Here is a 19,076-nt window from a genome sequence, read left to right as displayed (position 1 = left end):
TCGGCGGATGCTTCCGCCCCGTACCCGCCTGCCCGCCCCCAGGGGCGGCGGTGCCGTCCCGGCACCCAGGACACGGACGTGGACACCCGCGGGGCCGCTCGACGTGCGGCTCACCGTCATGCCGCTGCGCCGGGGCGGCGGCGACCCCACCTTCCGGATCACTCCGGACGGCGCGGTGTGGCGGGCCAGCCGTACGCCTGCCGGCCCGGGCACCCTGCGCATCACCGGCAGCCCGGCCGCGCTGGAGGGCCAGGCGTGGGGGCCCGGCGCGGAGTGGCTGCTCGACGCCCTGCCCGGGCTGCTCGGCGCCCATGACGACCCTGCGGCCTTCGAACCGCGGCACCGTGTCGTCCATCACGCCCACAGGCGCCACCCGGGGCTGCGCCTGACCCGTACCGGGCTGGTGCTGGAAGCGCTGATCCCGACCGTCCTCGAACAGAAGGTCACCACGTCGGAGGCGTATCGCGCCTGGAAGCTGCTGCTCTTCCAGCACGGTGAACCCGCGCCCGGGCCGGCGCCGGCCGACCGGATGCGCGTCATGCCCGACGCCCGCGGCTGGGCCCTCATCCCCTCCTGGGACTGGCACTGCGCCGGCGTCGACAACAAGCGGGCCTCCACCGTCCTGCGTGCGGTCCGCGTCGGCTCCCGGCTGGACGCGCTCGCCGCCCTCTCCCCGCAGGACGCCTCCACCCGGCTCCAGAGCCTGCCCGGCATCGGCCCCTGGACCGCCGCCGAGACCCTCCAGCGCAGCCACGGCGACCCCGATGCCCTCACCGTCGGCGACCTGCACCTTCCGCATCACATCGGGCACGCCCTGGAGGGCACCCGCCGCTCCTCGGACGAGGCGATGCTCCGCCTCCTCGCCCCTTACGCGGGCCAGCGCCACCGCGCCGCCCGGCTGATCCTCCTGACCACCCCTGCCCCGCCCCGCCACGGCCCCCGGCTGGCCCCCAACCCGCCGACGCGCCACTCCTGAACCAGCGCAGCGCCCGCCGGCGTGCCTATAGGGCGGGGCCGTCACCGTACGACCAGGAAGTCCTCGCCCGACCGGGGTGCCCGGGCCGGCGCGGGGGCCGCGGGCCTGCCCACCGCCACCGCGCCCATCGGATCCCAGTGCGCCGGCAACGCCAGGACCTCCCGGACCACATCCCGGCAGAACATCGTGGACGACACCCACGCCGACCCCAACTGCTCACCGGCCAGCGCGACCAGGAAGTTCTGCACTCCGGCGCCCGCCGCCACCACGAACATCTCCCGCTCTGCCGCGGCCCTGCGCTCGTCCGGGTAGGCGTGCGACCCCTCGGTGACCAGGCACGGCACCACCAGATACGGCGCTGCGCGCAGCACGTCCCCGCGGCGCAGCCGCTTCTCGACGCTCGCCTCGGAGAAACCGTCGCGCCGCAGGTCCGCCGCCCAGGCGTCCCGCATCGCGTCCAGCAGCCGTGTCCGCACCTGCGCCGACTCCAGCAGCACGAACCGCCACGGCGTGGTGTGGTGCGGCGCGGGCGCCGTCACGGCGAGTGCCACCGCCCGCCGTACCGCTGCCGGATCCACCGGTTCGTCGGTGAACTCGCGCACAGTGCGCCGCAGTGAGACCGCCTCGCGCACCGCCTCGGACGTCCCGAGCCGGAACATGTCGTTCACCGCGACCCGTACCAGCGGCCGGGCTCCGGTGTCCTCGTCGCCGGGCTCGGGGTCCACCACCGAGCCAAGGCCGCGCACCACCGCGACCGGTACCCCCGACGCCTTGCCCTTCACCAGGTCGCCGGCGGCGGCCAGTTCGTCCGCGGTCGCGGTCACCGTCATGCTCAGCTCGTTGCCATGCGAGTCCCGCCGGCCCCGCAGATCGCCGAGCACCCGCACCCCGGAGGCGCCGATGGCCACGTCGGTGAGCCCTTCCCGCCAGGGACGGCCGAAGGTGTCGGTGACGACGACCCCGGTCCGTACCCCCAGGGTGTCCAGCAGCCCCTCGCGGATCCGCCGGGCCGAGCCGTCCGGGTCCTCGGGCAGCAACAGCACCGTGCCCGCCGGGGTGTTGGACGCGTCCACGCCCGCCGCCGCCATCACGAACCCGTGCCGGGTCTCCACGATCCGGGTCGGCCCGCGCCGCGCGACCAGCCGTACCGCCTCCGCGTCGATCGCCGCCTCCCGGTCGTCGGCCCGTACCACCCGGCCCTCGGCCTTGCTGACGATCTTCGAGGTGACCAGCAGCACATCGCCGTCGGCGAGTTCCACACCGGTCGCGGCGATCAGCTTGGCGATGTCCGCGCCGGGCTGGACCTCCCCGATCCCGGGCACCCCGAACACCTCGTACCGCGCGGGCGCGCTCATGCCCGTACCTCCTCGGCCAGCGCCAGCGCCTCCCGGGCCATCTGCGCGGTGGTGTCCACGCTCTCCATCAGCAGCGGCACCGCCCGGCAGCGGATGCCGGCCGATTCGACCTCCGCGACGGCGCCTGCGTCCACCGTGTCGACCAGCCAGCCGTCGAGCAGCCCGCTGCCGTAGTGGGCGGCGACCGCGGCGGCCGTCGACTCCACGCCCACCGCGGCCAGCACCTTGTCGGCCATCCCGCGCACGGGTGCGTCCCCGACGATCGGCGACAACCCCACGACGGGGACCCCGGCTTCGGCGATGGCCTCCCTGATGCCGGGCACCGCGAGGATCGTGCCGATGCTGACCACCGGGTTGGACGGCGGGAAGACGATCACATCGGCCGCGGCGATCGCCTCCAGCACCCCGGGCGCCGGCTTGGCGGCGTCGGCGCCGACCGGTACCACGGCGTGCGCCTGCACCGATGCCCGCAGCCGGACCCAGTACTCCTGGAAGTGGACGGCCTTGCGCTCCCCGTCCACGTCGACCAGGACGTGTGTCTCCACCCGGTCGTCCGACATCGGGATCAGCCGCACCCCCGGCTGCCAGCGGGCGCACAGCGCCTCGGTGACGGCGCTCAACGGGTAGCCCGCGGCGATCATCTGGGTCCGGACGATGTGGGTGGCGAAGTCCCGGTCGCCCAGGCCGAACCACTCGGGCCCGACTCCGTACGCGGCCAGTTCCTCCTTGACCGCGAAGGTCTCGTCGGCCCGGCCCCAGCCCTGTTCCTCGTGAATGCCGCCGCCCAGGGTGTACATGACGGTGTCGAGGTCGGGACAGACCTTCAGCCCGAACAGATGGATGTCGTCTCCGGTGTTGCCGACGACGGTGATGTCCGCCTCCGGCGCCGCTGCCTTGAGGCCGCGCAGGAAGCGCGCCCCTCCGATACCTCCGGCCAGAACCACGATTCGCATGGTCCCCAGTCTGTCAGCCCGCCCACCCGGGCCGATAAGTCACATACCGGCAGCGGCCGAAGGGGCCGGCCGCGCGGCGGCGGACTGCCTGCCGTCCGCGCGCCCGTGGGGCGTCATCGCGGTCAGCCCGGGGAAGTACACGTGCACGCTGACCGCCGGCTCCAGGGAGTCGTTGACCACCTCGTGCACATATCCGGGGGCGAACACCCGCTGGTGCCCCGCGGTGAGCACCCGGCGGGCATCGCCCTCGGTGCCCCGGGCGCGCTCGCGCAAGGTGCCCTCCAGGACGGTGAGCACGCCGGAGGAGGGGCCGTGGTCGTGCAGCCCGCTGCTCTGGCCGGGGAGCCAGCTCAGCAGCCACACCTCGTAGCCGGGGCCGGTCTGCAGGCGCGCGTACCAGCGGGTGGTGGCGTCGTAGCGCACCAGAGGCGTCCAGCGACCGCGGTCGGCGGCCACGGAGCGGGCGAGTCCGGCGAACTCCGCGACGGTGCTGGGGTGTTGCGGCACCGGGGGGAGCAGGTGGGGCAGAGCGAGTGGGTCACCGGCGATGGAGACGTCGGAGTACATGGGGGTTGTGTTCCTCTGCGATGCGCGTGAAAGGGGGCGGTGCCGGGTCCTCGTACGGTCCCGGGCAGGAGATTCAGCGGCAGCGACAGGAACAACAACAGCTCTGCGCGAGCGCGACGCAGCGGGACTCGCCGCAGCGAGTCCGGAAGGGCGCGTAGTGCTCGTCGGACATGGCGTTAAGGAGACCGCTCCGCGCGGGCGGCTGTCAACTCCATTGTCCGATTTGTCCATCATGTTCACCCGATCCGGTAACGCACGGTGCTGAAAGGTTTGTGCACCGGAAGGTGCGGATAGATGGTGCGGCATCCGTGCAGATCCGATGCAGATCCGATGCGGTCCGATTCGACGGGGAAGACACACCGCCCGATGTGACGTTGTGCTTCTGTGATCGAAATGTGATCCACAACGCTTCATCCGATCGGGCGGAACGCGGCGCGTCGCCGCAGCGTCTGACGGTAGGTGAGCGGTAAGTCGGCGGGACGATGGTTGACGATGGGTATTTTCTGGCGGATATCAACACTTTCCGTTACGCCTTGGTTCAGCGGAGTGAATAACGGGCCCAATAGCAGATCTCGGCTTGACTGGCCCGGATCGGCACACTTGTAATTTCACTCGTGTCGTTTCAGCCGGACATGGTGACGGCAGGCAGTCACGGGGAAGCACGACAGACGAGGGGCGCGCATGACCGAGCAGTTCCAGTTGCTGCTGGCCGAAGAGGCCGACGAGGAACTCGGCTGGCAGGAGCGCGCGCTGTGTGCGCAGACCGACCCCGAGTCGTTCTTCCCCGAGAAGGGCGGATCCACGCGTGAGGCGAAGAAGGTCTGCCTCGCCTGTGAGGTCCGCTCCGACTGCCTGGAGTACGCCCTCGCCAACGACGAGCGGTTCGGCATCTGGGGCGGCCTGTCCGAGCGCGAACGGCGCCGGCTGAAGAAGGGCGTCGTCTGACCGCGGCCGGCCCCCCGGAAACCCGCGTACAGCCCGTCTGCCGCGCCCACCGGCGCGGCGGACGGGCTGCCGTTGTTCTCACACCGGCCCGCTTCCGGACAGCGCCCGCGGCGTGAGCCGTTAGTGTGGGGGGCCGTCCATGACGAGGGCCCGCCACAGCGCGGGCGTTACCGTCCACCGCAGTCCAGCGAACCGGGGCCAGAACCTCGATGTCCGTGAACAGCCCAGCACCGGCCGCTCATCCGGCCGGCACCCCTGAGTTCCCGCGCCATGTCGTCACCGCCGTGCTGGTAGCGCACGACGGCGCGCGCTGGCTGCCCAAAGCCCTCTCCGGGCTGCTCGTCCAGGACCGCCCGGTGCAGGACGTCATCGCTGCCGACACCGGCAGCGCCGACGACTCCGCCCGGCTGCTCGCCGAATCCCTCGGCGACCAGCGGGTCCTGCACCTGGCCCGCCGTACCGGCTTCGGTGCCGCGGTCGACGAGGCCGTGCGCAGCGCCGCCCCGCTCACCGCGGCGGAACTGCCGTACCTGGAGCGCCGCAGCGGCTGGGACCCGGCCACCCGCACCTGGAACGACGACGTCTACGACGAGCCGCAGCAGCCGTTCGGCGAACCCGTCCAGTGGCTGTGGCTGCTGCACGACGACTGCGAGCCCGACCCCGGGGCGCTCGCCGCGCTGCTGCGCGCCGCCGACTCGTCGCCATCCGCCGCGATCATCGGTCCCAAACTCCGCAGCTGGTACGACCGCAGGCAACTGCTCGAAGTCGGCGTCAGCATCGCCCGCAGCGGTCGCCGCTGGACCGGCCTGGAGCGCCGCGAGCAGGACCAGGGCCAGCACGACCAGGTGCGCCCGGTGCTGTCGGTGTCCTCCGCGGGCATGCTGGTGCGCCGCGACGTCTGGGAGGAACTGGGCGGCTTCGACCGCAGGCTGCCCCTGATGCGCGACGACGTGGACTTCTGCTGGCGGGCCCAGGCGGCCGGCCACACCGTCCTGGTCGCCCCCGACGCCGTGCTCTGGCACGCCGAGGCAGCTTCCCGCGAGCGCCGGCCCGTCGACTGCGCCGGCCGCTCGGCGGTCAACCCGCACCGCGTCGACAAGGCCGGCGCGGTCTACACGCTGCTCGCCAACACCCGCGGCCCGCTGCTGCCCTATGTGGCGGTGCGGATAGCTGTCGGCACCGTGCTGCGTACCCTCGCCTACCTCGTGGGCAAGGTCCCCGGCCAGGCCGTCGACGAGATCGTCGGCCTGATGGGCGTACTGCTGCGCCCCGGCCGGGTGCTCGCCGCCCGCCGCCGCCGCGGCCGGGGCGAGGTACCCCCCTCCGAACTGCGCCCGCTCTTCCCGCCGCCCGGTGCCACCGTCCGCGCCACCGTCGACCAGGTGGTCAGCAACCTCTCCGGCCGCGCCGACGCCGCCTCCGCGGCCGCCGGACGCCACGGCGGAGCGGTCGAGTCAGGACCCGGCGACGAGGACGGCGACTTCCTGGAGGTCGAGCAGTTCGCCCGGCTCAAGCGGATCGCCCGCAAGCCCGGCCCGGTCCTCTTCGCGGTCCTGCTGGTCTTCTCGCTCGCCGCCTGCCGCGCCCTGCTCGGCGGCGGCGCACTGGCCGGCGGAGCACTGCTGCCCGCCGACCCCGGCGCCTCCGACCTGTGGGCCGCCTTCACCGGCTCCTGGCACCCGCTCGGCACCGGCGGCACCCAGTCCGCCCCGCCGTACATCGCGGTCCTCGCGCTCTTCTCCACCGTGCTGTTCGGCTCCACCGGCCTGACCCTGACGCTCTTTCTGGTCGCCTCGGTGCCGCTGGCCGGCATCGCCGCCTACTTCGCCTCCCGGCCGCTGGTGGAATCCCGCCTGCTGCGCGCCTGGGCGTCGGTTGCCTACGCCTTCCTGCCCGCCGTCACCGGCGCGCTCGCGGCCGGCCGCCTCGGCACAGCCGTGCTGGCCATCCTGTTGCCGCTGATGGCCCGTGCCGCGGTCTCCACCGCCGGACTCCAGCTCAGCGACGGCGCCATCGAGCGCGGCGCCCGGCCGAGCTGGCGCGCCGCCTGGGCGCTGGCCCTGATGCTGACCTTCACCACCGCCTTCACCCCGGTCACCTGGCCGATCGCCCTCCTCCTCGCCGCGATCGCACTCGGCTGGCGGCTGGCGACCGGGCACGGCCAGTTGCTCCTCCCGCACCTGCTGCGCTCCGCGACGGTGCTCATCACCCCGATCGTGCTCCTCGCCCCGTGGTCACTGACCCTGCTCAGCCACCCGGGCCGGCTGATGAACGAGGCCGGCCTGCCGTACGGCACCGGCTCCGCCTCCGGCGTCGACCTGCTGCTGCTCAGCCCCGGCGGCCCCAAGGCGTCCGGCGGATTCCTGCTCATAGGCGTGGTGCTGGCGGCGCTCGCCGCCCTGATGCGCGACACCCGCAGGACCGCCATCGTCGCCGCCTGGGCCGCCGCCGCGACCGGCCTGCTCTTCGCCGTCGTGGAGAACGGCAAGGACTGGGCAGGACCGGCCACCCTCGTCTACGGCATCGCCCTGCTGGCCGCCGCCGCCATCGGCGCGGAAGGCGCCAACGAGCGGATCGCGGCCAGCGGCTTCGGCTGGCGGCAGCCCGTCGCAGGACTGGTCGCCATCGCCGCCGTCGCCGCGCCGCTGCTCGCCGCCTTCACCTGGGTGGCCGACGGCGCGAACGGTCCCATCAAGCGCACCGACCCCGAGCAGGTGCCCGCCTTCGTCGCGGAGGAGAGCACTTCGGGCGACCAGCCCCGCACCCTGGTGATCAGCGGGACGCCCGGTCGCGTCTCGTACAGCCTGGTCCGCGGCTCCGGTGTGCGGATCGGCGACGCGGAACTCGCCGCCGAGGCGACCCGCGACCGCGCCCTGGACAGCGTCGTGGCCAACCTGGTGGCAGGCTCGGGCGCCGACCAGGGCAGCCGGCTGGCCGGATACGCGATCCGGTACGTCCTCGCGCAGAAGGGCGCCCCGCGCACCTTCGGGCGCGTGCTGGACAGCACCCCGGGCCTGTCCCGGGTCAGCCAGACCGGCGGCACCGAACTGTGGCGGGTCAACAGCGAGGTCTCCCGGATCTCCATCACCAGCAAGGACGCCCAGCCGGTCGCCGTCGCCGCCGGGCGCGTCGAGGCCCACACCAAGGTGCCCGCCGGCCCCTCGGGACGCGTCCTGCGGCTGGCCGACTCCGCCGCCCCCGGCTGGCACGCCACCCTGGACGGCAAGGCGCTCACCCCGACCACCGTCGACGGCTGGGCACAGGGCTTCGACCTTCCCTCCGACGCGGGCCGGCTGGACGTCACCTTCGAGGAGCCGGTCACTCACATCGGCTGGCTCGGCGTCCAGGGCTTCCTGCTGCTGGTGGTGATCGTCCTGGCGCTGCCCGGCCGGCGCCGCGAGATCGACGACGACCTGCCCGAGCCCGACGGCGCCACCACGTCCGGCTCCGGCCCGCTCACCGCGGAGATCCCGGCCCAGGCGGCCGGCGAGGGCCGCAGGGCCCGCCGCCTCCAGGCCGCCGCCGAGGCAGAGGGCGCATCCGACGCCGCGGACACCGCGGACGCTGCCGGCGCCCCTGACGCCCCGTCACACGACGCCGAGCAGGAGCCGTACGAGGAGACCGCCTACGAGACCGCCGAGGGCGGCTACGACCCCTACGCGGTCCCGGTCGGCACCGACGGCGCCTACGGCTACCAGGAGCAGGGCTACCAGGACGCCGGCTACACCCAGGGCGCCGACACCGGTCAGCAGCAGTGGGACAGCGGCCAGTACCCGGCGGCGCCCGGTACGTACGAGCAGCAGCCCGGCTACGACCAGCAGCAGGAGTACGGCTACGTCCCGCCCCAGCCCGGCTACGACCCCTACGGCGCGCCCGTCCCCGACGACCAGGGCGGCTACGGCGGTCAGCAGCAGGGCTACGGCCAGGGCTACGCCGACCAGCAGCAGGGCTATGCCGACGGCGCGCCCTACGGCGACGACCAGGGGTACGCCGATCCCGCCGCGTACCCCGAACCCGGCGTCTACTACCCAGAAGGCGACCCCCGCCGCGACGGGAGCAACCAGCAGTGAACCGCAACGCACTCTCCCTGGCCGGCGCCGTCGTGGTGCTCGCCGTCCTGACCGGCGCGGCCACCATGAACAGCGGCGACTCCTCGGACGCCGCGCCCGCGGCCTCCGCCGCCCGGCTGCCGGTGCAGCGCAGCAGCCTGCTGTGCCCGGAACCGTCCTCCTCGGAGTTCGCGACCACCCAGTACACCTCGTTCACGCCCAAGGGCACGGGGCAGGCCGACGGCAGCGCCAAGCTCATGCCGATCACCCCCAAGGCGAAGCCGCTGCTGCCGCAGACGCAGGCGGGCAAGCCCGCCACCACCTCCACCGAGAAGTCGGACGCGCCCGCGCTGATCGGCACCGCCGACGGCGCGCTGGCACCCGGCTGGACCGTCCAGCAGACCACGGTCGTGGACAGCGGTGACGGCCGCGGCCTGCTCGGTGCCTCCTGCGCGGTGCCCGACACCGAGTTCTGGTTCCCCGGCGCGAGCACCGAGGCCAACCGTCAGGACTACGTGGAACTGGTCAACCCCGACCCGACGCCTGCCGTCGTGGACATCGACCTCTACGGCAAGGACGGCCTGCTCAAGGCGTCATCCGGCGACGGCATCACGGTCGCGGGCGGAACCTCCAAGCCGGTGCTGCTCTCCACCGTGGTGCCCCAGAAGACGGCCGACCTCACCGCGCACGTGGTCGCGCGCAGCGGCCGGGTCGGCGCGCTGCTGCAGGTCACCGACACCAAGGCGGGCGCGGACTGGATGGCGCCGGCCGCAGAACCCGCCACCAGCCTCGTCCTGCCCGGGATCCCCGCGGACGCGACCGATGTGCGGCTGGAGGTCTACGCGAGCGGCTCCGACGACGCCGACCTCACCTTGAAGCTGGCCACCTCGACCGGCACGATCACCCCGGCCGGACACGAGACCCTCCACGTGAAGAGCGGCATGACGGCCTCGGCTGACCTCGGGGACGTCACCAAGGGCGACCCCGCCTCACTGATCATCGGGTCGAGTGCCGCGCACACACCGGTGCCGGTCGTCGCCGGACTGCGCGTCACCCGCGGCAAGGGCGACAAGCAGGAGATCGCCTTCCTTCCCGCGGTCTCGCGGATCGACACCCGGGCCAGTGCCGCGGACAACCGCGCCAAGGGGTCGACGCTCTCGCTCACCGCGATCGGCCAGGACACCACCGTGCGGGTCACCTCTTCGGCCGGCTCGGGCGGCGGTACTCCGGCGAGCAAGGTGGTCACTGTCAAGGCGGGCACCACCTCGGCCGTCACACCGCCGCAGCCGGCCGGCCTCAAGGGCACCTACGCGGTCACCGTCGAGCGGGTCTCCGGCGGTCAGCTCTACGCCTCGCGCACTCTTGCGCTGCCGCTGGACGGGGTGCAGATGTTCACCATCCAGCCGATGCCGGACGACCACAGCACGGTGTCGGTGCCGCAGGCGGTCCCTGACCTGGGGGTTCTCGACCACTGAGGGCCTCAGGACGCCAAGCGTCCTGAGGGCAGGGCGCTCAGGACGCTCAGCCAGGACGCGAAAACCTCCTCCTCGGGGCACCCGGTGCCCGGAGGAGGCGGTCCGTTCAGCGGGCCGGACCGGGCCGGGCCTCTGCTGGGCCCCACCCGCGCCGGTTCTCAGTCCTCGCCGTACTTGGGGTCCACGTTCTCCGGTGAGAGCCCCAGCAGCTCCGCCACCTGCTCCACCACGATCTCGTGCACCAGCAGCGCCCGCTCGTCGCGGCTCTTGGCGCGGATCTCCACCGGCCGGCGGTAGACCACGATCCGGCTCGGCCGGTCCTTGGCGGCGCTGATCAGGCGTCCCAGGGGCACCGGATCGCCCTCGGTGGCCAGCCCGTCCTGCGGCCACGGCACTTCCTGGACGGCGAATTCCACATCGGCCAGCTGCGGCCAGCGCCGCTCAAGACGGTCGGCGGCGTCCCGTACCAGGTCGTCGAAGGCGTCGGCCCGGCTGAGCGCCAAGGGCACCTGCGGGGGCGCGATGGGTCCGCGCATCCCGCGCCCGTGGCGGTCGCGGTGACGCGGTCGTGGCGCTGGAGGGATCGGAGGGGTGGAAGCCGAGCTGTCCATCATCGTGAGCCTAGTCCTCGCAGCGGATCCGTACAGCAATAGATCCTGCTCTTGTCGCCGGAAGAGCGAACGACACCCGACCGGGGGCGTACCGCGCACCGCAATCGGACCGCATCAAGCCACGGAAGTGACGGATATGCGCCACCTGTCGACCGAACCGGACGGCCGGTCAAGCGGTGCCCAGAGCATTACCGTAGGTACACCAGTGCTGGGACCCGGCGTCCCTGCAGGTCAGCGCGGGCTGGCCGGAAATCGCGGTTCCACGGGGTACCCGGCGACACGACAGAGTGAGTCCGCGGAGAGTCGTCGCGGCCCGTTCAAGAGTGCGGTACCGTCCAACCTCGTGAGCCCTGTACGTCGCTGTTCGCGCACCGCCTGCGGCCGTCCCGCCGTCGCGACGCTGACGTACGTCTACGCGGACTCCACGGCCGTTCTCGGCCCCCTCGCCACCTATGCCGAGCCCCACTGCTACGACCTTTGCTCCGAGCACTCCGAGCGGCTCACCGCCCCTCGCGGCTGGGAGGTCGTACGGCTGGCCACGGACAACGGCCCGGTGGGGCCCAGCGGCGACGACCTCGAAGCCCTCGCCAACGCCGTGCGGGAGGCCGCCAGGCCGCCGGGGCGGGGCGCCGGAGCGCGCGAGATCGACCCGCTGGAGGTGGCTCGGCGCGGGCACCTGCGGGTCCTGCGGTCCCCGGAGTCGTAACCCCGTCACCTCGGTTCGGTAGGTTGTGCCGGGGTTTCCGGCCGGCCGGCTCCTTCCGGCGTCGCCAGGACAGTCCCGGCCGCGCGGATTCCCGTTGTCCCGTTGTTCTGCTGTCCCCGTGTCCCCGTGTCCCGTTTTCTCGATGTCCGACGTTCGACAGAGGTGTGCTGTGACCGATTTGTCGCCGATCGTCAAGGCGTACGACGTGCGAGGCGTCGTCCCCGACCAGTGGGACGAGCCGCTCGCCGAGATCTTCGGCGCCGCCTTCGCCACGGTCACCGAGGCCGGTGCCATCGTCGTCGGCCACGACATGCGGCCCTCCTCTCCCGCGCTCTCGCGGGCCTTCGCCCGCGGTGCCGCCTCCCGTGGCGCGGACGTCACCGAGATCGGCCTCTGCTCGACCGACGAGCTCTACTTCGCCAGCGGCCGGCTCGGCCTGCCCGGTGCGATGTTCACCGCCAGCCACAACCCGGCCCGCTACAACGGCATCAAGATGTGCCGGGCGGGCGCCGCCCCCATCGGCCAGGACACCGGACTGGCCGACATCCGGTCGCTCGCCGAGAAGTGGTCCGAGACCGGCGTACCTGCCGCGACCGCCGCCCCCGGCACCATCGGCGCGCGGGACGTCCTCGGCGACTACGCCGACTACCTGCGCTCCCTCGTCGACCTGTCCGCCATCCGCCCGCTGAAGGTCGTGGTGGACGCGGGCAACGGCATGGGCGGCCACACCGTCCCCACCGTCCTGGCCGGCCTGCCCGTCGATCTCGTCCCGATGTACTTCGAACTGGACGGCACCTTCCCCAACCACGAGGCCAACCCGCTCGACCCCAAGAACCTCGTGGACCTCCAGGCGAAGGTCCGCGAGACCGGCGCCGACCTCGGACTCGCCTTCGACGGCGACGCCGACCGGTGTTTCGCGGTGGACGAGCGCGGCGAACCCGTCTCCCCGTCGGCCGTCACCGCCCTGGTCGCCGCCCGGGAACTGGCCAAGCACCCCGGCGCCGCCATCATCCACAACCTGATCACGTCCTGGTCGGTGCCCGAGGTGATCGCCGAGCACGGCGGTGTCGCGGTACGCACCCGGGTCGGGCACTCCTTCATCAAGCAGGAGATGGCCGCCTCCGGCGCCGTCTTCGGCGGCGAGCACTCCGCGCACTACTACTTCCGCGACTTCTGGAACGCCGACACCGGCATGCTCGCCGCCCTCCACCTGCTGGCCGCCCTCGGTGCCCAGGACGGCCCGGTGTCCGCACTGGTCGCCGAGTACGACCGGTACGCCGCCTCCGGTGAGATCAACAGCACCGTCGCCGACCAGGCCGGCCGCACGGCCGCGGTCCGTGCCGCCTTCGACGGCCGGCCCGGCGTCACCTTCGACGAGCTCGACGGCCTCACCGTCACCGCCACCGACTGGTGGTTCAACCTGCGCGCCTCCAACACCGAGCCGCTGCTCCGGCTGAACGTCGAGGCCCGCGACGCGGCGACGGTCGTCCGCCTGCGTGACCAGGTGCTGGCGATCGTCCGGGCCTAGCCGGCCCGGCCCGCCGTTCCGTCGCCTGCCCGCCCGGTGCCCGGCCCTCAGCGCCGGGGATCGTAACCGGCGCGGGCACGGCGATAGGCTTCACGTACGGCGAGCAGGCCGCTGGTCCCGCGGGCACAGCGGGCGACTCGCCGGCCGCGCCCCGACCGGTCACCGCCGACCGGCCCCGGGCCGCCGATGCCCGACGCCGGCCCGCCCGGCCGCCCACCGTCCGGAGGACACCGCCCATGCCGCTCGTCGAACCCAGCCTGCTGGAGATTCTCGCCTGCCCGGCCTGCCACGCACCGCTGCGCGAGGACGCCGCCGCCAACGAACTCGTGTGCACCTCCGCCACCTGCGGCCTGGCCTACCCGGTACGCGACGAGATCCCGGTCCTGCTGGTGGACGAGGCCCGCCGCCCGTCCTGACCCCGCAGTCCAACCCGCCCACCGCATCACAGCCGGATCCGACCGGGAGGTCGCGTTGTTCGACGAGTCGCTGCTAGAGGACCCCGACGCACTCGAACGCGCCGACGTCCACGGGCTGCTGCGCGGAACGGCCGCCGCCGGCGCCCGGGTACGCACCGCCCTGCGGCTCGCCGAGGAGGCCGGCGTCACCGAGCTGCGCCCCGACGGCCAGCCGCGCGCGGTCCTCGTGGCCGGCACCGGCCCGGAAACCGCCGCGGTCGCCGACCTGCTCTCCGCGCTCAGCACCGGCAGCTGCCCGGTCCAACTGCTCCACCCCACCGGGCCCACCCCGCAGCAGTCCCGCTGGACGCTGCCCGGCTGGGCCGGCTCCCTCGACCTGCTGCTCCTGCTCAGCACCGAGGGCACCGAACAGGGTCTGACGGACCTGGTCGAGCAGGCCTACCGGCGCGGCTGCACCGCCGCCGCGGTCACCCCGCCCAAGGCCCCGCTGGCCGAAGCCGTCGCGCAGGTCCGCGGCTTGGCGCTGCCCTTCGCAAGCCTCGACGGCAACGGCGGCAACTCCGGCACCCCGGACGGCGCGAGCCCCGACCCCGGCGCCTTCTGGGCACTGGTCACCCCGCTGCTCGCACTCACCGACCGCATCGGTGTGCTCAACGCACCCCCGTCCGCGCTGCACACCGTCGCCGACACCCTCGACGCCGTCGCCACCCGCTGCGGATCCGCCGTCGCCACCTACACCAACCCCGCCAAGACCCTCGCCGCGGAACTCGACGGCTCGCTGCCCCTGCTGTGGGGACAGGGCCGCATCGCCGCAGCCGGCGCCCGCCGCTTCGCCGCCGTACTGGCCGGCCGCGCCCGCAGGCCCGCGCTCAGCGCCGAACTGCCCGCCGCACTCACCGTCCACGGCCCCCTGCTGTCCGGGGCCCGGGTGACCGCCGGCGACAGCGACGACTTCTTCCGCGACCGCGTGGACGAACCCGACACTCTCCGGCTGCGCATCGTGCTCCTCCAGGAAGCCCCCGACCAGCCGGGCTCCGCCGCCCCCGCCGTGCGCGAACAGGCATACGCCAACGACACCCCGCTCAGCGAGATCTCCGCCACCGCCGAGACCCCGCTCGACACGGCCGCCGAACTCCTCGCCCTGACGGATTTCGCCGCCGTTTACCTGGCCGTCGCATCGACCGAGAGACCATGACCGGCATGAACCGCCTTCTCAACACCATCCGCCCGTACGCCTGGGGCTCCACCACCGCCATCCCGGAACTGCTCGGCACCGAGCCCACCGGCGAGCCCCAGGCCGAACTGTGGATGGGCGCCCACCCCGGCGCACCCTCCCGCGTCGACCGCGGCGACGGGCCCGTCCCGCTCGACGCGGTCATCGACGCCGACCCCGCCGCCGAACTCGGCGAGGCCACCGTGAAGCGGTTCGGCCCCCGGCTGCCCTTCCTCCTCAAGGTGCTCGCAGCCGGCGCCCCCCTGTCCCTCCAGGTCCACCCCGACCTCGCCCAGGCCAAGGCCGGCTTCGCCGACGAGGAAGCCCGCGGCATCCCGATCGACGCCCCGTACCGCAACTACAAGGACGCCAACCACAAGCCCGAAATGCTGGTGGCGCTCTCCCCGTTCGACGGCCTGTGCGGCTTCCGGCGCCCCACCGAAGCCGCCGACCTGATCGAGGCCCTCGGCGTCGGCACCCTCGCCCCCTACGTCGACATCCTGCGCGCCCGACCCGAGGACCAGGCCCTGCGCGAAGTCCTCGCCGCGGTGCTCGGCGCCGACCGCGACGAGATGGCCGCCACCGTGCACACCGCCACCGAAGCGGCCACCCGCCTCGCCGCGATCCCGGGCACCCCGCACGCCGCCGACTACGCCGCCTACGCCAAGATCGCCCACAGTTACCCCGGCGACGCGGGCGTCATCGCGGCGATGCTCCTCAACTACGTCCGCCTCCAGCCCGGCGAAGCCCTCTTCCTCGGCGCAGGCGTCCCGCACGCCTACCTCGAAGGTCTCGGCGTCGAGATCATGGCCAACTCCGACAACGTCCTGCGCTGCGGCCTCACCCCCAAGCACGTCGACGTACCCGAACTCCTGCGCATCGTCCGCTTCGAGGCCGGCGACCCCGGGGTCCTGCGCCCCGAAGCCGCCCCCGACGGCGAAGAGCTCTACGCCGCCCCCATCGACGAATTCCGCCTCTCCCGCTATGTCCTCGCACCCGGCGCCGACGCCCACCCGCTCGACCAGGGCACCCCGCAGATCCTCCTCTGCACCAGCGGCGAGGCACTGCTGCGCACCGCCACCGCCACCCTCACCCTCACCCGCGGCGAATCCGCCTTCATCCCGGCCGGCGAACGCACCGAACTGAGCGGCGAAGCCACCGTCTTCCGTGCCACCGTGGCGGCCTGACACCCCGGAACCCGCGAGGGCTGCAAGAATGTCCGACCGCGACGCCCGACCAGGCGTGGCGACATGCCCGGCCGACGGAAGGGACATCCAGCAGCTATGAGCGCGTCAGGCGGAACCAGGGCGATCATCGCGGCGTTGAGCGCGAACCTCGCCATCGCCGCGGCCAAATTCGTGGCATTCGCGTTCAGCGGCTCCTCGTCGATGCTCGCCGAGGGCGTCCACTCCCTCGCGGACTCCGGCAACCAGGCCCTGCTGCTGATCGGCGGCAAGAAGGCCAAGCGCGCCGCCAACGAGGAACACCCCTTCGGCTACGGCAGGGAACGGTACGTCTACGCCTTCCTCGTCTCGATCGTCCTCTTCTCCGTCGGCGGCATGTTCGCGCTCTACGAGGGCTACGAGAAGGTCCGCCACCCGCACGCGGTCGAGCACTGGTACTGGCCGGTTGGTGTGCTCATCTTCGCGATCATCGCCGAGGGCTCCTCCTTCCGCACGGCCGTCAAGGAGTCCAACCACACCCGCGGCACCCTGTCCTGGATCAGCTTCATCCGCCGGGCCAAGGCCCCCGAACTCCCGATCGTGCTGCTGGAGGACTTCGGCGCCCTCATCGGCCTGGTGCTCGCACTGGCCGGCGTCGGTATCGCGCTGGCCACCGACGACGGCATCTGGGACGGCATCGGCACCCTCTGCATCGGCGCTCTCCTCATCGTCATCGCCCTCGTACTGGCCGCCGAGACCAAGTCGCTGCTGATCGGCGAGGGCGCCAACCCCGAATCCGCCGCCCGGATCCGCTCGGCCATCGTCGACGGGGACACCGTCACCGCCGTCATCCACATGCGGACCCTCCACCTCGGCCCCGAGGAACTGCTGGTCGCCGCCAAGATCGCCGTCCAGCACGATGACACCGCCGGCCAGGTCGCCCAGGCCATCGACGCGGCCGAGGAACGCATCCGGGCGGCGGAACCCTTCGCCCGCGTCATCTACCTCGAACCCGACATCTACAACGAGGCCGCGGCCTCGGCGGGCCCCGATCCCGCGCAGACACCCGGCGGCCGCTGAGCCGGGCCCACTGGGGCCAACCCACGGACCGGTGTAGATTCGTCCTTAGCCAGACGTCGCTGCTGATGGCGGTCGGGCGGTCACTCATTGCTGACCGGCCGAGGGAGAGAGGGCCTCCGACGGATTGCGCTGCCGCAAGGGGACGGGTGTGCTCGCAGGACGTCGCACCCCAAGCCGTCCGTCGGCCGCGCCGTATCCCTTTCCACCTCGACCTCAACCGCGAGGAGCAGACCGCATGTCCACCACTACCGCCGACTTCAAAGTCGCGGACCTCTCCCTGGCCGCTTTCGGCCGCAAGGAGATCACCCTCGCCGAGCACGAGATGCCCGGCCTGATGTCCCTCCGTGAGGAGTACGGCGCCAGCCAGCCGCTGGCCGGCGCCCGGATCACCGGCTCGCTGCACATGACCGTGCAGACCGCCGTGCTGATCGAGACCCTCGCTGCTCTCGGAGCCGACGTCCGCTGGGCCTCCTGCAACATCTTCTCCACCCAGGACCACGCCGCGGCGGCCATCGCCGTCGGCCCGAACGGCACCCCCGAGGACCCTCAGGGCATCCCGGTCTTCGCCTGGAAGGGCGAAACCCTCGAAGAGTACTGGTGGTGTACGGAACAGGCTCTGACCTGGCCGAACACCCCCACCGGCGGCCCGAACATGATCCTGGACGACGGCGGCGACGCCACCCTCCTGCTGCACAAGGGCGTCGAGTTCGAGAAGGCCGGATCCGTGCCTGCCTCGTCCCCCGACGACGCCGAGGAGTACGGCTACGTCCTCGCCCTGCTGCGCCGCACCCTCGGCGAGAACCCGCAGAAGTGGACACAGCTCGCCTCCGAGATCCGCGGTGTCACCGAGGAGACCACCACCGGTGTCCACCGCCTCTACGAGATGCAGCAGGACGGCAGCCTGCTCTTCCCGGCGATCAACGTGAACGACGCGGTCACCAAGTCGAAGTTCGACAACAAGTACGGCTGCCGGCACTCCCTCGTCGACGGCATCAACCGTGCCACCGACGTCCTCATCGGCGGCAAGGTCGCGGTCATCTGCGGCTACGGCGACGTCGGCAAGGGCTGCGCCGAGTCCCTCCGCGGCCAGGGCGCCCGGGTCATCATCACCGAGATCGACCCGATCTGCGCGCTGCAGGCCGCCATGGACGGCTTCCAGGTCGCCACCCTGGACGACGTGGTGGAGACGGCTGACATCTTTGTCACCACCACCGGCAACCGCGACATCATCATGGCCTCCGACATGGCCCGGATGAAGCACCAGGCGATCGTCGGCAACATCGGCCACTTCGACAACGAGATCGACATGGCCGGCCTCGCCAAGATCCCGGGCATCGTCAAGGACGAGGTCAAGCCGCAGGTCCACACCTGGACCTTCCCCGACGGCAAGACCCTCATCGTGCTCTCCGAGGGCCGCCTGCTGAACCTCGGCAACGCGACCGGTCACCCCTCCTTCGTGATGTCCAACTCCTTCACGGACCAGACGCTGGCCCAGATCGAGCTGTTCACCAAGCCCGAGGAGTACCCGATCGGCGTCTACGTGCTCCCCAAGCACCTGGACGAGAAGGTCGCCCGCCTCCACCTGGACGCGCTGGGCGTCAAGCTCACCACGCTGCGCCCGGAGCAGGCCGCGTACATCGGTGTGAAGGTGGAAGGCCCGTACAAGTCGGACCACTACCGCTACTGATCCACGCAGCCACCCGCGTAACGACCCACCGCGCACCGGCCCCCGTCTCGCCCGCGAGGCGGGGGCCTCGCCGAATCCTGAGACCACACGATGCCCCGCGGCCGCTACTCGTTCCACGACACCCACGACCACACCCCCCTCGGTGCAGAACACTTCCACTGCGCCACCGGTCCCTCCGGCTGGCGCTACACCGCGCAGACCACGACTCCATCCGGTGGTCACGCGGGCTCGGTCGACCTCACCATCGACGACCTCGGCAGACCCATCCGCCTTGAATTGCACGCCCACGCCTGGCAGGTCCGCGCGGCCGCACTCGACGGCGTCACCTGGGTCCGCACCGATCCGACGGGCG

General features: G+C 72.6%; 16 protein-coding genes (1 of these 16 running past the window's edge). 12 read left to right on the top strand and 4 right to left on the bottom strand.

The annotated features are described in order from the left end of the window. Positions 1-7 precede the first annotated feature (7 nt). The gene (locus tag OG552_RS13380; RefSeq protein ID WP_329132540.1) at positions 8-976 is read left to right on the top strand and encodes a DNA-3-methyladenine glycosylase family protein; all 969 of its coding nucleotides are present in this window, start codon (positions 8-10) and stop codon (positions 974-976) included. A 41-nt stretch (positions 977-1,017) separates the two neighbouring features. Here OG552_RS13380 and OG552_RS13375 read toward each other — a convergent pair whose 3' ends face one another. The 3 genes from OG552_RS13375 to OG552_RS13365 are packed head-to-tail and all read right to left on the bottom strand — an operon-like array spanning position 1,018 to position 3,851. After that, positions 1,018-2,331, bottom strand: coding sequence for a coenzyme F420-0:L-glutamate ligase (locus OG552_RS13375; RefSeq protein ID WP_329132538.1), 1,314 nt, complete (start codon positions 2,329-2,331; stop codon positions 1,018-1,020). Next, positions 2,328-3,284 (bottom strand): 2-phospho-L-lactate transferase, encoded by a 957-nt coding sequence (cofD, locus tag OG552_RS13370; RefSeq protein WP_329132536.1) that lies wholly within the window; start codon positions 3,282-3,284, stop codon positions 2,328-2,330. Before cofD ends, OG552_RS13375 begins: the two co-directional genes overlap by 4 nt. A gap of 39 nt (positions 3,285-3,323) precedes the next feature. Then, positions 3,324-3,851, bottom strand: coding sequence for a cysteine dioxygenase (locus tag OG552_RS13365; RefSeq protein ID WP_329132534.1), 528 nt, complete (start codon positions 3,849-3,851; stop codon positions 3,324-3,326). Between the two features lie 681 nt (positions 3,852-4,532). Here OG552_RS13365 and OG552_RS13360 point away from each other — a divergent pair. From OG552_RS13360 to OG552_RS13350, 3 genes are all read left to right on the top strand, one after another. Further along, positions 4,533-4,796, top strand: a complete 264-nt coding sequence (locus OG552_RS13360; RefSeq protein ID WP_031519519.1) for a WhiB family transcriptional regulator — start codon at positions 4,533-4,535, stop codon at positions 4,794-4,796. 209 nt (positions 4,797-5,005) lie between these two features. Continuing rightward, complete coding sequence (locus OG552_RS13355) at positions 5,006-8,866, top strand: glycosyltransferase family 2 protein (protein ID WP_329132531.1); 3,861 nt, start codon at positions 5,006-5,008, stop codon at positions 8,864-8,866. Beyond that, positions 8,863-10,320, top strand: coding sequence for a DUF5719 family protein (locus tag OG552_RS13350; protein ID WP_329132529.1), 1,458 nt, complete (start codon positions 8,863-8,865; stop codon positions 10,318-10,320). The genes OG552_RS13355 and OG552_RS13350 overlap by 4 nt, the downstream gene beginning before the upstream one ends. 158 nt (positions 10,321-10,478) lie before the next feature. Here the strand turns inward: OG552_RS13350 and OG552_RS13345 are convergent, their stop codons facing one another. Further along, positions 10,479-10,931: a metallopeptidase family protein gene (locus OG552_RS13345; protein ID WP_329132527.1), complete on the bottom strand. Its 453-nt coding sequence runs from the start codon at positions 10,929-10,931 to the stop codon at positions 10,479-10,481. Positions 10,932-11,172: 241 nt separating this feature from the next. Here OG552_RS13345 and OG552_RS13340 point away from each other — a divergent pair, with 241 nt between their 5' ends. The 8 genes from OG552_RS13340 to OG552_RS13305 all read left to right on the top strand — a co-directional run. Then, on the top strand, positions 11,173-11,637 hold the full coding sequence (locus OG552_RS13340) for a DUF3499 domain-containing protein (RefSeq protein ID WP_329140792.1): 465 nt from the start codon (positions 11,173-11,175) through the stop codon (positions 11,635-11,637). 169 nt (positions 11,638-11,806) lie between these two features. Further along, entirely contained in the window at positions 11,807-13,165 is a 1,359-nt protein-coding gene (locus OG552_RS13335; RefSeq protein ID WP_329132525.1) for a phosphomannomutase/phosphoglucomutase, read from the top strand. A gap of 236 nt (positions 13,166-13,401) precedes the next feature. Then, a complete protein-coding gene (locus OG552_RS13330) occupies positions 13,402-13,581 on the top strand; it encodes a Trm112 family protein (protein ID WP_329132523.1) in 180 nt (59 codons plus the stop codon). Between the two features lie 55 nt (positions 13,582-13,636). After that, the gene (locus tag OG552_RS13325; protein WP_329132521.1) at positions 13,637-14,776 is read left to right on the top strand and encodes an SIS domain-containing protein; all 1,140 of its coding nucleotides are present in this window, start codon (positions 13,637-13,639) and stop codon (positions 14,774-14,776) included. Between the two features lie 5 nt (positions 14,777-14,781). Beyond that, positions 14,782-15,981 carry a mannose-6-phosphate isomerase, class I gene (manA, locus tag OG552_RS13320; RefSeq protein ID WP_329132520.1) on the top strand — a complete coding sequence of 400 codons (1,200 nt, stop codon included), beginning with the start codon at positions 14,782-14,784 and terminating at the stop codon, positions 15,979-15,981. A gap of 96 nt (positions 15,982-16,077) precedes the next feature. Continuing rightward, positions 16,078-17,037, top strand: coding sequence for a cation diffusion facilitator family transporter (locus OG552_RS13315; RefSeq protein ID WP_329132518.1), 960 nt, complete (start codon positions 16,078-16,080; stop codon positions 17,035-17,037). Between the two features lie 235 nt (positions 17,038-17,272). Continuing rightward, positions 17,273-18,724 carry an adenosylhomocysteinase gene (gene ahcY / locus OG552_RS13310; RefSeq protein WP_329132514.1) on the top strand — a complete coding sequence of 484 codons (1,452 nt, stop codon included), beginning with the start codon at positions 17,273-17,275 and terminating at the stop codon, positions 18,722-18,724. A 90-nt stretch (positions 18,725-18,814) separates the two neighbouring features. Beyond that, positions 18,815-19,076 carry the start of a hypothetical protein gene (locus OG552_RS13305; protein WP_329132512.1) on the top strand. It continues 353 nt past the right edge of the window, so only the first 262 of its 615 coding nucleotides appear in the window; it begins with the start codon at positions 18,815-18,817; the stop codon falls past the right edge of the window.

The sequence above is a fragment of the Streptomyces sp. NBC_01476 genome, assembly GCF_036227265.1.
Lineage (GTDB): Bacteria > Actinomycetota > Actinomycetes > Streptomycetales > Streptomycetaceae > Actinacidiphila.
The sequence above is the reverse complement of the archived record's forward strand: the minus strand, read 5'-3'. Positions and strand labels throughout refer to the sequence as shown.

Bases quoted from the DNA above. Each gene is read 5' to 3' on its own strand.
- ahcY (WP_329132514.1), top strand. From the start codon at position 17,273: ATGTCCACCACTACCGCCGACTTCAAAGTCGCGGACCTCTCCCTGGCC.
- OG552_RS13365 (WP_329132534.1), bottom strand. From the start codon at position 3,851: ATGTACTCCGACGTCTCCATCGCCGGTGACCCACTCGCTCTGCCCCAC.
- OG552_RS13380 (WP_329132540.1), top strand. From the start codon at position 8: ATGCTTCCGCCCCGTACCCGCCTGCCCGCCCCCAGGGGCGGCGGTGCC.
- cofD (WP_329132536.1), bottom strand. From the start codon at position 3,284: ATGCGAATCGTGGTTCTGGCCGGAGGTATCGGAGGGGCGCGCTTCCTG.
- OG552_RS13330 (WP_329132523.1), top strand. From the start codon at position 13,402: ATGCCGCTCGTCGAACCCAGCCTGCTGGAGATTCTCGCCTGCCCGGCC.
- OG552_RS13355 (WP_329132531.1), top strand. From the start codon at position 5,006: ATGTCCGTGAACAGCCCAGCACCGGCCGCTCATCCGGCCGGCACCCCT.
- OG552_RS13345 (WP_329132527.1), bottom strand. From the start codon at position 10,931: ATGGACAGCTCGGCTTCCACCCCTCCGATCCCTCCAGCGCCACGACCG.
- OG552_RS13360 (WP_031519519.1), top strand. From the start codon at position 4,533: ATGACCGAGCAGTTCCAGTTGCTGCTGGCCGAAGAGGCCGACGAGGAA.
- OG552_RS13375 (WP_329132538.1), bottom strand. From the start codon at position 2,331: ATGAGCGCGCCCGCGCGGTACGAGGTGTTCGGGGTGCCCGGGATCGGG.
- manA (WP_329132520.1), top strand. From the start codon at position 14,782: ATGAACCGCCTTCTCAACACCATCCGCCCGTACGCCTGGGGCTCCACC.
- OG552_RS13315 (WP_329132518.1), top strand. From the start codon at position 16,078: ATGAGCGCGTCAGGCGGAACCAGGGCGATCATCGCGGCGTTGAGCGCG.